Source organism: Streptomyces spiramenti (assembly GCF_012034385.1).
GTDB lineage: Bacteria > Actinomycetota > Actinomycetes > Streptomycetales > Streptomycetaceae > Streptomyces > Streptomyces spiramenti.
Genome location: NZ_JAAVJB010000169.1, coordinates 1 through 11,726, shown reverse-complemented (window position 1 = coordinate 11,726; position 11,726 = coordinate 1). Strand labels below are relative to the sequence as shown.

Annotated in this window: 8 protein-coding genes; 4 read left to right on the top strand and 4 right to left on the bottom strand. The window is 72.7% G+C overall.

All coding sequences use genetic code 11. The annotated features are described in order from the left end of the window. Nucleotides 1–115 precede the first annotated feature (115 nt). The 3 genes from HCJ92_RS17790 to pepN all read right to left on the bottom strand — a co-directional run bounded on the left by HCJ92_RS17790 (nucleotide 116) and on the right by pepN (nucleotide 7,566). Nucleotides 116–3,442, bottom strand: a complete 3,327-nt coding sequence (locus tag HCJ92_RS17790; protein WP_167934606.1) for a S8 family serine peptidase — start codon at nucleotides 3,440–3,442, stop codon at nucleotides 116–118. Nucleotides 3,443–3,712: 270 nt separating this feature from the next. Then, nucleotides 3,713–4,711 carry a hypothetical protein gene (locus HCJ92_RS17785; protein WP_167934605.1) on the bottom strand — a complete coding sequence of 333 codons (999 nt, stop codon included), beginning with the start codon at nucleotides 4,709–4,711 and terminating at the stop codon, nucleotides 3,713–3,715. 230 nt (nucleotides 4,712–4,941) lie between these two features. Continuing rightward, complete coding sequence (pepN, locus tag HCJ92_RS17780; RefSeq protein WP_167934604.1) at nucleotides 4,942–7,566, bottom strand: aminopeptidase N; 2,625 nt, start codon at nucleotides 7,564–7,566, stop codon at nucleotides 4,942–4,944. A 258-nt stretch (nucleotides 7,567–7,824) separates the two neighbouring features. Here pepN and HCJ92_RS17775 point away from each other — a divergent pair, with 258 nt between their 5' ends. Next, nucleotides 7,825–8,460 (top strand): mycothiol-dependent nitroreductase Rv2466c family protein, encoded by a 636-nt coding sequence (locus HCJ92_RS17775; RefSeq protein WP_167934603.1) that lies wholly within the window; start codon nucleotides 7,825–7,827, stop codon nucleotides 8,458–8,460. 187 nt (nucleotides 8,461–8,647) lie between these two features. Here the strand turns inward: HCJ92_RS17775 and HCJ92_RS17770 are convergent, their stop codons facing one another. Continuing rightward, nucleotides 8,648–9,289, bottom strand: coding sequence for a superoxide dismutase (locus HCJ92_RS17770; RefSeq protein WP_167934602.1), 642 nt, complete (start codon nucleotides 9,287–9,289; stop codon nucleotides 8,648–8,650). Nucleotides 9,290–9,540: 251 nt separating this feature from the next. Here HCJ92_RS17770 and HCJ92_RS17765 point away from each other — a divergent pair, with 251 nt between their 5' ends. The 3 genes from HCJ92_RS17765 to HCJ92_RS17755 all read left to right on the top strand — a co-directional run bounded on the left by HCJ92_RS17765 (nucleotide 9,541) and on the right by HCJ92_RS17755 (nucleotide 11,682). Then, nucleotides 9,541–10,143: a biotin transporter BioY gene (locus HCJ92_RS17765; protein ID WP_167934601.1), complete on the top strand. Its 603-nt coding sequence runs from the start codon at nucleotides 9,541–9,543 to the stop codon at nucleotides 10,141–10,143. A 172-nt stretch (nucleotides 10,144–10,315) separates the two neighbouring features. Further along, on the top strand, nucleotides 10,316–10,801 hold the full coding sequence (locus HCJ92_RS17760; protein WP_167934600.1) for a ribose-5-phosphate isomerase: 486 nt from the start codon (nucleotides 10,316–10,318) through the stop codon (nucleotides 10,799–10,801). Continuing rightward, nucleotides 10,801–11,682 (top strand): Fpg/Nei family DNA glycosylase, encoded by an 882-nt coding sequence (locus HCJ92_RS17755; RefSeq protein ID WP_167934599.1) that lies wholly within the window; start codon nucleotides 10,801–10,803, stop codon nucleotides 11,680–11,682. Before HCJ92_RS17760 ends, HCJ92_RS17755 begins: the two co-directional genes overlap by 1 nt. The last annotated feature ends 44 nt before the right edge of the window (nucleotides 11,683–11,726 follow it).

Here is an 11,726-nt window from a genome sequence, read left to right as displayed (position 1 = left end):
GCGCCGCAGCGCCCGCCCCCGAGTCGTGCGCCCCCCGACCCGTAGCACCGGCACACGGCCGGTGCGACGGGTGGGAGGCTCACCGCCGCTCGCGCGGCGGCGGGTGGTGCGACGGTCAGCCGGTGACCGACAGGATGCGGACGTTGCCGGTACCGGTGGCGGTGCCGCGCTCGTTCAGGAGGCGGACCTCGCCGAAGAACTCGCGGCCCTCGGGGGCTCCCGAGCCGGCGGTGACCTCGGCCCCGACGGTCACGGTGCCGCCGCCGGGGAGCTCGACGACGGCGTCCTCGTCGACGGTGACGGTGCCGAGCTCCGGGCTGTAGAACACGTCCCGGTAGTCGTACTCGGTGGCGCCGGCCGGCGTCGAGTAGGCGTGCACCTCGACGGTGTACGTGCCGGGCGCCGGTGCGGCGAGCCGCACCCGCTCCTCCGAGCCGCCCGTGGCGCCGGAACCGACCAGCGCACCGTCGCGGTAGACGTACAGGTCCAGGTCGGCGGCGGCGTCGGACGGGGCGCCGATGACCGCCTCGAACGTGGAGACGCCGGCACCGATCTCGACGGTGCTGATGGTCACCCGCTCGTTGTCCGCGATGGACGGGCGGTCGGACTTGGCGGAACCGAGCTCACCGCCGGCGAGGGTGCCGGTGATGTCGGCGAAGCCGTTGGTGACGTCCCACTCCACGGCCACGGGCTCACCCGCGGTGGCCTCCTCGACGGTCTGCACCGCCGGGTCGAAGGAGGCGCCGAGCGCCGTGGCGGTCAGCGTGTAGGGGTTGGCGGCGGTCGGGGAGGTGCGGCGCGCGTCCACGGCCAGCTCGTAGACGCCCGGCATCGGGTCGGCGTACGAGCGCAGGTCGGGGCGGCAGGTGTTCCGCGGGTCGGAGAAGTTGTTGTAGCAGGAGAACACCGCCTGCTCGTCCATCGGCATGCCCCACGGGCTGATGGTCAGCCAGCGGGTCTGGCTGTTGTCGGCGAGGTCGCTGATCCGGATCTCGAAGGACTCGGCGCCCTCGGGGACCCGCACGAAGTGCGACTCGGGGTTGTTGCGGGGGACGTTGCCCTCGGCGGTGTGGGCGTAGCCGGGGGAGGACAGCTCCTCCGGGACGACGACGGTGGCCAGCGCGCGGTGGCTGGAGCCCAGGGTGCGGAAGTCGTGCACCGACACGATGGCGCTGTGGATGCCGGTGGCACCCGGACGGGCCTCGACCTTGACGGTCACCGGCTTGTTCAGCGGCATCAGCACGACACCGAGGCCCCGGAGGCGGAACGTCTTGTCGACGTTCTGCTCCAGCTTCACCTGGTGGAGCACCGGGTGCTTGGGGCCGGAGGTGCGGGTGAAGGTGACGTCGTAGGTCTTGCTCTTGCCCACCGCGGGGCCGGTCTCACGGTCGTAGATGCCGGTGCCGGTGTGCGGGGTGGCCAGGAACTCGGACAGCGCGTGGCTGACGGGCGCCTTCACGTCGTACCGGTACGGCTCGGTCGGCAGGACGATGTGGCGCCAGGCGGCGACGGTGTCCATGAGGCCGGAGCCCTGCTGGTACGCCTGGAGGCCCTTGACCGGCTTGGCGCTGCCGAGGAGGGCGGCGCGCAGCTTGGACGGGGTGACCTTGATGCCCCACTGCTTGCCCGCGGAGAGCAGCAGCGCGGAGGCGCCGGCGACCTGCGGGGCGGACATCGAGGTGCCGTTGAGCATGCCGTACCCGGCGGGCAGCGTGTAGCCGGCGTCGGGCACGCCGGAGCCGGCCTGCCAGGTCGGGATGGTGTTCACGGCGGCGCCGGGGCCGACGATGTCGGGCTTGAAGCCGCCGTCGGAGCGGGGGCCGCGCGAGGAGAACGGGAAGAGCGCGTGCGGGTTCTCGACCACGGAACCGTAGTTGGCGGCCCAGGTCTCTTTGGAGACCGAGGCGCCGACGCTGATGACCTTGTCGGCGACGGACGGGTCGCCGACGGTGTTGGCGCCGGGGCCGCTGTTGCCGGCGGAGATGACGAGCTGGACGCCGTAGGTGTCGATCAGCTCGGCGTACAGGCGGGCGCGGGCGTTGTTGCCGTCGTTCAGCGCGGGCAGGCCGCCGATCGACATGTTGACGATGTCGACGCCGCGGTTGACGACGAGGTCGATCATGCCTTCGGTCAGTGCGGTCGCGGTGCAGCCGCCGCCGAAGACGCAGGCGCGGGAGGAGACGACCTTGGCACCGGGGGCGGCGCCGTTCATCTTGCCGCCGAACAGTCCGTTCGCCGCGGTGATACCGGCGACGTGGGTGCCGTGGGCGCCGGAGACGATGCCGATGTTGACGAAGTCGGCGGTCTCGCCGATCCAGTCACCGCCGTAGGGGTCCATGGGGACGTCCTCGCGGATCTCCACCACGAACGGGATGGCCTCGGCCACGGGGGTGTCGGGGTTGTCCTCACCGAACAGCCCGAAGTCGAAGTTCTCCTTGTAGGGCTTCATCACCTTGTCGTTGGTGAAGTCGCCGTCGTCGTCGAGGTCGACGGTGACGGTGCCGGCCTCCGCGTCGTACAGCAGCGCCCAGCTGCCGTCGGTGCGGCCGTCGCGGTCCAGGTCGCCGTTCATCTCGCCGCCGCGGGTGGCGGACTCCTCGAACAGCGCGACCAGGTAGTCGCCCTCGGGCGCGGTGTAGGTGCGGCCGTCGAACTGGAAGGACGGGCCGGAGACCTCGGTGACCATCGGCCGCCAGGTGCGGTCGTTGTCGACGATCGGGTCGGTCGCGGTGACCGAGTCCACGACCTTCCGCTCGCCGGTGGTGGTCTCCTGGAGCGCGGGGTGCATCAGGTCGACGCCGGTGTCGATGACACCGATGGTGATCCCGCGGCCGTCGGCGCGCGGGTTCTTCTTCACGAAGTCGACGGCGCCGATCTCGTGGGAGGGGTTGTACGGGTTCTTCGCCGGGGTGGAGGCGTCGGGCCCCGGGTAGGTGGAGTTGGTCCGCGCGGTCTGCGAACCGGCGGTGTCGACCTTGGGATCGGGGAGAAGGATCTCCTCGTTGAGGTCGACGGCGTGGACGGCGGAGTTCTTGGTGGCCGACTCGATGGCGGATTCGGCCGATCCGGTGGGGAGGGTCGCCCGTACATAGCCGATGCTGTCCTCGTGGAAACCGACGGAGGCGCCCTCGACGGCCTCCAGTTCCGCGACGACGCCGGCGGTCTCACCGGGCTCCGTGGCGATGAGCACGGTGACGTGCTCCTCGCCCGCGGTCTTCGCCTCCGCCAGACGCGTGGCGTCCTCGGCTCCGAACTTGTCGTCGAGCTGCTCGAACGGCTTGTCCGGGACGGCGAGGGGGCTGGTCTCCTCGGCCGCGAAGGCAGGGCTGACGCCACCCGCTGCGACGGCGGCGACGACGCCGACCGCCAGGGCTGCTCGGGATATGCGTCTCACGCCCGGTGGTGTGGAGGATATGAACGGGGCTGTTCGGGTCATGGCCATCCTTGTTCGCTATCCGGGTGGGGATGGCCGGTAAGCATACGGAAATGGTCCACGAGTGGGGCCGGTTGAGGGAATGTTGTAAGAATGAGATGACGACGCGCGCGCTTTTCCCTCCCTAACTCGGGCGATAGGGACCCCGGGTCGGGCGGTATCGATCTTGGAACGCGAAGTCGCGCGCCCCGGCGCACCCCGCCCCGGGCGGTGCGCCCCCCCCGGACGCGAGGTCCGTCCAGGCCCCGGCGGGGTGCCGCCGCCCCCGCCGCCGACCGTTCAGCGCGGCAGCACCGTCACGTACGCGGCGGGCGGCCGGGTCGTCGCCGCGAGCAGCGCGGTCCGCACCATCGAGGCACGCAACCCCGGCTCCTCGGCGACCTGTCGCGGCGTCATCGTCACCACCGCCACCCCGAGCCGCTCCAGCGTCTCCCGCCGCTCCCGCGCCACCCGCTCCACCGCGGCGTCACGTCGCGCGGTCCTGGTGTCGAGCCGCACCGCGACCGCGTGGTCCGGCCAGTAGGCGTCGACCGATCCCAGCTGCGGCCCGCCCGGCAGCCGCAGCCGGACGTTCCACAGCGGGTCCGGCAGCCCGCCGTCCCGCACCAGCGCCAGCAGCCGGTCCTCAGCCACCCGTCGCCCCGCCGCCACCATCGCCCCGATCGCCGCGTCCACGTGCGGCAGCGCCCGCAACCGGGCCCGCCCCAACTCCCGCACCACCGCGGCGGCGTCGCACCGACCGCTGGTGACCGCCTCCACCAGCACCTCACGGACCACCGCGGGGTCCGTCGGCGGCGCGACCGCGTCGGCGACCGCCCACGTCGGCGGTGCCAGCGCGAAGCCGTCGACCGTCACCGGCCGCGGCAGCCGACCGCAACGGGTGACGCCGATCCGCCCCGTCGCCGTCAGCCGTGCGGAACGAGGGACCAGCAGGTCGGCGCGGTCCAGGAGCGCGGCGCGCGGCGCCGACCGGAACCCGTAGAGGGCCAGCGCCGACATCCCCGTCAGCAGCGCCGCGGGCTCACCGTCGTCGGTGCCGCACTCGGCCTCCGCGTACCGCCGCGCCGCCAAGAGGAGTTCCTCCCCTCGCGGCGCGGCGTCGTGCAGCAGGAACACCCCCGGGGCGGGCTCCTGCCAGTCACCGCCGGGCGCGCTGCGCCTCCGGGCCTCGTCGGCTCCCACCCCGTGCGCGTGCAGTTCCCGCAGCGTCATGACCCGGTGCCAGGCGTCGGCGGGCAGCCGGTGCGGACGGTGCGAGAGCGAAGCGTCGTGAGTCATGGCTCGGTGATGCCCATTGCTGCACGGTCCGTCACCTCCGTTACACGGCTGTCGAGGAACCGGGACACAACAGGGCTCAAGTGTCGAGGGTGGGGCGCCGAGGACACACCGGACACCAGGGGCTGCCGGCACGGGGACCCGCGCCCTCCCGACGCCCTCCCCGCGTCGCCTTCTCCGCGTCGCCGTCCGCGCCCGCCCACGACTCCGCCTCGGTGCCCCGGACGCGCCGCTCAGAGGCCGACGGCGTCACGCTCCTGGCCGCGCAGCCCGCGAGCCAGGTCGTCCCGGGCCTCCAGCACCAGGCGCCGCAGCGCCGGCGGTGCCTCCGGATTGCCGTCCAGCCAGGCGTCGGCGGCATCCAGCGCCGGACGACCCTGCGCGTCCGGGAACAACCCCCGCACCACGGACATGCCGGTCTCGATCGACCGCTCGGCCCACACCCGGCCGATCACCTCGAAGTACCGCCGGGCGTAGGGAGCCTGGAGCTTCGCCTGGCCCGGCCGGGCGAACCCCTCGATCGTCGCCTCCAGCAGCGCGTTGGAGAGGGTGTCGCCCTCCACCGCCGCCTGCCACGCGCGGGCCTTCACCTCGGCGTCCGGCCGCGCGGTGAGCGCGCGGGTGTGGTGCCGGGCGCCGGAGGCGGTGCTGTCGCGCGCCAGCTCCTCGTCCAACCTGCCCGCGTCGACCCGCCCCGCCGAGGCCAGCGTCAGCAGGAACCGCCACCGCAGCTCCTGGTCCACGGCCAGGCCCGGAACCTCGCCCGACCCGTCGAGCAGCGAGATCAGCAGCTGGAGCTCGGCCGGGGCCGACGCCACCCGGGCGAGGAACCGCGCCCAGGCCAGCTGCTGGTCGCTGCCCGGCTCCGCCTGGCGCAGTTCCGTCAGCGCCGACTGCGCCAACTCCGCCGCGGCAGTCCGCCGCCGGTCGGGCGAGCCGTGGTGGTGCAGCGCCGACTCCGCCCAGGCGTGCACCATCTGGAGCACCCCGATCTCCGACTCGCGTCCGGCGAACCGCCGGACCAGCGTGAGGAAGTCGGTCGCCGGCATCAACCCGTCACGCGTCAGGTTCCACACCGCCGACCAGCACAGCGCCCGCGCCAGCGGGTCCTCGATGTCGCCGAGGTGGTCGCGCAGCGTGGCCAGCGACCGCTCGTCGAACCGCGTCTTGCAGAACGTCAGGTCCTCGTCGTTCACCAGCACCAGGTCCGGCCGCTCGGCGCCCGCCAGCTCCGGCACCGCGCTGCGCACCCCGGAGAGGTCCGTCTCGCACTGCGCGTACCGGCGCAGCGCCCCGTCGGCGGGGTCGCGCCGGTAGAGGCCGATGGCGACCCGGTGGGGGCGCAGCTCCTCGCCGCGGGCCGCCGGCAGCGCCCGCTCGGCCGGAACCGGCGGCTCCTGGAGCACCGACAGCTCCGTCACCCGGCCCTCGGCGTCGCACACCAGCTGCGGGGTGAGCGTGTTGACCCCGGAGGTCTGGAGCCAGGACTTCGCCCAGCCCGCCATGTCGCGCCCCGAGACCTCCTCCAGCACCGACAGCAGGTCGCCCAGGGTGGTGTTGCCCCACGCGTGGCGCTGGAAGTAGCGCCGCGCGCCCTCCAGGAACGCGTCCCGGCCCACGTACGCCACCAGCTGCTTCAGCACCGAGGCGCCCTTGGCGTAGGTGATGCCGTCGAAGTTCAGCTTGGCGTCCTCCAGGTCCCGGATGTCCGCGGTGACCGGGTGGGTCGACGGCAACTGGTCCGCACGGTACGCCCACGCCTTGCGGCGGTTCGCGAAGGTGATCCACCCGCTGCTGAACCGGGTGCACTCCACCAGTGAGAACGCCCCCATGAAGTCGGCGAACGACTCCTTCAGCCACAGGTCGTCCCACCACTCCATGGTGACGAGGTCGCCGAACCACATGTGCGCCATCTCGTGGAGCAGCGTGTTGGCTCGGCCCTGGTACGCGGCGTCGGTGGTGCGCCCCCGGAAGACGTACTCCTCCGTGAAGGTCACGCACCCCGGGTTCTCCATGGCGCCGAGGTTGTACTCCGGCACGAACGCCTGGTCGTACTTGCCGAACGGGTAGGGGAAGCCGAAGTGGTCGTGGAAGAAGTCCAGGCCGCGCTTGGTGGTGTCGAAGATCTCCGCCGCGTCGAAGTGCGGTGCCAGCCCCTTGCGGCACAGCGCGCCCAGCGGCACCTCCAGCGTCGAACCGTCGGGCAGCTCGCGGGACCAGTGGTCCGTCTCGTGGTGGTACGGGCCGGCCAGCACCGTGGTGATGTAGGTGGAGATCGGCCGTGTCGTTGCGAACGTCCGCGTCGCGCCGGAACCGTCCGCCAGCTCCCGCCGGCCGGTCTCGGCGCCGTTCGACAGCACCGTCCAGTGGGAGGGGGCCGTCACGGAGAAGTCGAACGGGGCCTTCAGGTCCGGCTGCTCGAAGGTGGCGAAGACCCGGCGGGCGTCGGCGGGCTCGTACTGCGTGTAGAGGTAGACCTCGCCGTCCTCCGGGTCGGTGAAGTGGTGCATCCCCTCCCCGGTCCGGCTGTAGGCGCAGCGGGCGTCGACCACCAGCTCGTTCTCCTCCGCCAGCGACGGCAGCCGCACCCTGGCGCCGTCGAAGACGCGGTCCGCGTTGAGCGGTTCGCCGTTGAGGGTGACCGAGTGGACGTGCGGGGCGATCAGATCGGCGAAGCTGTCCGCGCCCGGCTCCGCGCAGGAGAAGCGGATGGTCGTCGTGGAACGGAAGGTCCGCGGGCCGGAGGCCGGCGCCGGCTCGGTCGCCGAGCGCAGGTCCAGCGAGACCTGGTACCCGTGAACCGTCAGCAGGCGGGCACGCTCACGTGCCTCCTCGCGGGTCAGGTTCTCTCCTGGCACGGATCGGCTCCCTCGTCTAGGCAGGTGCCACCGCCCGGGCCCCGCGGCGTACGGTCGTGCGGGACGGGCCCGGCGGGCGGCGGCCGGATCAGGACACACGGTACGGCCCGCGACCCGCCCCGTGCGGCTCCGGGTTCACAGGCGCGCCCCCGAGGGGCGGAATGACGACGCGCCCCGACCTGTTGGCCCGTACGTTGTCCACCCGACGCGACCGTCGTCCCGACGTCACCGTCACCGTCCGCCCGAGGAGGGCCCCGCATGTCCGAGCGCACCACCCCCGTGACCGCAGACTTCTGGTTCGACCCCATGTGCCCGTGGGCGTGGATGACCTCCCGCTGGATGCTGGAGGTGGAGAAGGTCCGTCCGGTGAAGGTCCGCTGGAATGTCATGAGCCTCTCGATCCTCAACGAGGACCGCGAGGAGCTGTCCGAGAAGTACCGCACCCTCATGGCCGACGGCTGGGGCCCCGTCCGGGTCGCCGTCGCCGTCGACCGGGCCCACGGCCAGGAGGCGCTCGCGCGCTACTACACCGCCATCGGCACCCGCATCCACCCGGGTGGCGAGAAGGACTTCGCCAAGGCCGTCACCGGCGCCCTCGCGGACGCCGGACTCCCGGCCGAGCTCGCCGGCGCCGCCGACAGCCAGGAGCACGACGAGGCGCTGCGCGCCTCCCACAACGCCGGCATCGACCTGGTCGGCCAGGACGTCGGCACCCCGGTCATCGCCGTCCCCGGCCCCGACGGCGACCGGGTCGCCTTCTTCGGACCCGTCGTCACCCCCGCGCCCCGCGGCGAGGCCGCCGCCCGGCTGTGGGACGGCACCCTGCTGGTGGCGGCGACCCCCGGGTTCTACGAGCTGAAGCGCACCCGGACCGAGGGCCCCCGGTTCGACTGAACGCCCCGGCCCGTGCCCGACCGCACGCAGGGGCCCGCCCGCTCACCGGCCGCGCCGGCACACCCGGGGCGCGGCCACGCGAAGGGGCCCGGTGACGCGCCCTCACGGGCGGCCCACCGGGCCCCTTTCGCACACCGCTCCGCGCGCCCGGCCCGCGCCACCCTCCCGGGGGCGGGGCCGGCGCGGGTCACGGCGCCAGCAGCAGGGTGTTCGCGCGCTGCTTGGCGGCGGTGTAACGGGCAGCGACGTCCTGCCAGTTCACCACGCGCCACATCGCCTCGACGAAGTCGACCTTCTGGTTGCGGTACTGCAGGTAGAAGGCGTGCTCCCAGGCGTCGAAGACCAGGATCGGGACCGAGCCCTGACCGACGTTGCCCTGGTGGTCGTAGACCTGCTCGACGACCAGGCGACCGCTGACGGGCTCGAACGCCAGCACACCCCAGCCGGAGCCCTGGGTGGTGGCGGAGGCCTTGGACAGCTGGGCCTTGAATCGCGCGAACGAACCGAAGGACTCGGCGATCGCGTCGGCCAGCTCTCCGGTGCCGTCCTTCTCCAGCGGCTCGCCGCCGCCGTCACCGGTCATGTTCTGCCAGTAAATCGAGTGCAGGATATGGCCGGAGAGGTGGAACGCGAGGTTCTTCTCCAGGCCGTTGATGTTGCCCCAGGTGTCGGTGGCGCGCGCCTCCTCGAGCTGCTCAAGGGTGTCGTTGGCGCCCTTCACATAAGCGGCGTGGTGCTTGTCGTGGTGCAGCTCGATGATCTCGCCGCTGATGACGGGCTCGAGCGCCACGTAGTCATAGGGGAGCTCAGGGAGAGAGTAGACAGCCATGTCGGTAACCCTTCGACGGCGTTCATGCGCAGCGTGCCTTTTATGCGTATCGCTTGCCCCGGAAGGCTAACAGTAATGATCTCCGAGCACGGCGCGACCCCACGGCCGCCGGACGGAGGGTGAACACCGTGTCAGGGCAACAGCCGACCCTATGAATCCGGGCCCGGTCTCTTGTCACCGCTCGCTGAAGACCACTCGTACGACTGCCTGCTTTAGTGGGTATTCCCGTCCTACCGAGCCAGGAGACACGTATGAGTACAGCCGCTGTCGCCACCCGGCCGGGCGCGGTCCTCGCGGACCTGCTGCCGGCCCGTTCCGTCCCGAGCGCCCGTGTCCGTGACATCGCCCTCGTCATGGGCGGTGCCGTTCTCACCGGCGTCGCCGCACAGGTCGCGCTGCCCGTGCCCGGATCGCCCGTCCCGGTCACCGGTCAGACGTTCGCGGTCCTGCTGGTCGCCCTCGCGTTCGGCCCCATGCGGGCCCTGCTCTCCATGCTGCTCTACCTGGCCGTCGGCATGGCAGGCATGCCGTGGTTCACCGACGGCACCGCCGGCTACGCCTTCCCCAGCCTCGGCTACGTCCTCGGCTTCCTGGTCGCCGCGCTGGTCGTCGGCTCCCTCGCGCGCCGCGGCGGTGACCGCACACCACTGCGCACCGCCGGCACCATGGCCGCCGGCAGCCTCTCCATCTACGCGGTCGGCGTCCCCTACCTGGCGCTCTCCACCGGCATGTCCGCCACCGAGGCGATGGCCGCCGGTCTCATCCCGTTCCTCATCGGTGACGCACTCAAGGCCGCGCTCGCCATGGGCGCCGTGCCCGCCGTCTGGAAGCTGCTCGGCCGCCGCGAGAGCTGACCGGCTGCAGTACCGGCCCGCCCCGGCCGACCGACGGGCGCACGCCGGAGCCGGTCGTCCGTACCGGACCGGCCCGACCGGCCCGACCGGCCCGACCACGACCGCCCGACCCGCCCGCCCCGGCCGATGCCCGGGGCCGGACCGGGCGGGCGGTCGTGTCAGACTCGTTGCCATGCGCGTCTATCTCGGCTCCGACCACGCCGGCTACGAATTCAAGAACCACCTGGCGGACTGGCTGACCCGAAACGGTCACGAGCCCGTCGACTGCGGCCCGCACATCTACGACGCAGTCGACGACTACCCGCCGTTCTGCCTGCGTGCCGCCGAGCGCACCGCCGCCGACCCCGAGGCGCTCGGCGTCGTCATCGGCGGCTCCGGCAACGGCGAGGCCATCGCCGCCAACAAGGTCCGCGGCGTGCGCTGCGCCCTCGCCTGGAGCGAGGAGACCGCCCGCCTGGGCCGCCAGCACAACAACGCCAACGTCGTCGCCGTCGGCGCCCGCATGCACAGCACGGACGAGGCGACCGCCCTCGTCGCCGCGTTCCTCGCCACCGCCTACTCCGACGAGGAGCGGCACACCCGCCGCATCGACATGCTGACCGCCTACGAGAACGACGGCGTGCTGCCGCCCGTTCCCGCCCATCACCCGCAGGGCTGATGCCCGAGGGACACACGATCCACCGGCTCGCCGCCGACCTGCACGCGCGGTTCGGCGACGCGGTGGTGTCGGCGTCGAGCCCCCAGGGCCGCTTCGCCGACAGCGCCGCCCTGGTGGACGGCCACCGCATGACCGGGACCGAGGCCCACGGCAAGCACCTCTTCCTCGGCTTCGACGCGGCGCGCCCCGGGGTGGCGGGCCCGGGGCCCGCCGGTACCCGCTGGGTCCACATCCACCTCGGGCTCTACGGCAAGTTCACCGTCCGCGACGGCGAGGCCCCGCCGCCGCGCGGTCAGGTACGGCTGCGACTGACCGACGAGGGTCACTACGCGGACCTGCGCGGCCCCAACACCTGCGAACTGATCACCCGGGGCGAGAAGCAGCAGCTTCACCAGCGGCTGGGCCCCGACCCGCTGCGGGAGGACGGCGACCCCGCCGTCGCCTACGAGCGGCTCACCCGCAGCTCGGTGGCGGTGGGTGCGCTGCTCCTCGACCAGAAGATCATCGCCGGGGTGGGCAACATCTACCGCGCGGAGGTGCTGTTCCGCCACGGCGTGGACCCCTACCTGCCGGCCAAGCTGCTGCCCCGGGAGACCTGGGACGAGATGTGGCAGGACCTCACCGAGCTGATGGCCGCCGGGGTCGCCGCAAGACGCATCGACACGGTGCGGCCCGAGCACACCCCCGAGGCGATGAACCGCGAACCCCGGGTCGACGGCCACGGCGGTGAGGTCTACGTCTACCGGCGCGCCCACCGCACCTGCCTGATCTGCGGCACGCCGGTGCGCACGGCAGAGATGCTCGGCCGCAACCTCTTTTGGTGCCCCACCTGCCAGCCGGCGCACGCCCCCGCGGCCGGCACGGGTTCACGACGGAGCTGAGCGCCTGCCCGGTGCGCGCGCACCGGCGCGGCGCGGCGCAGTGC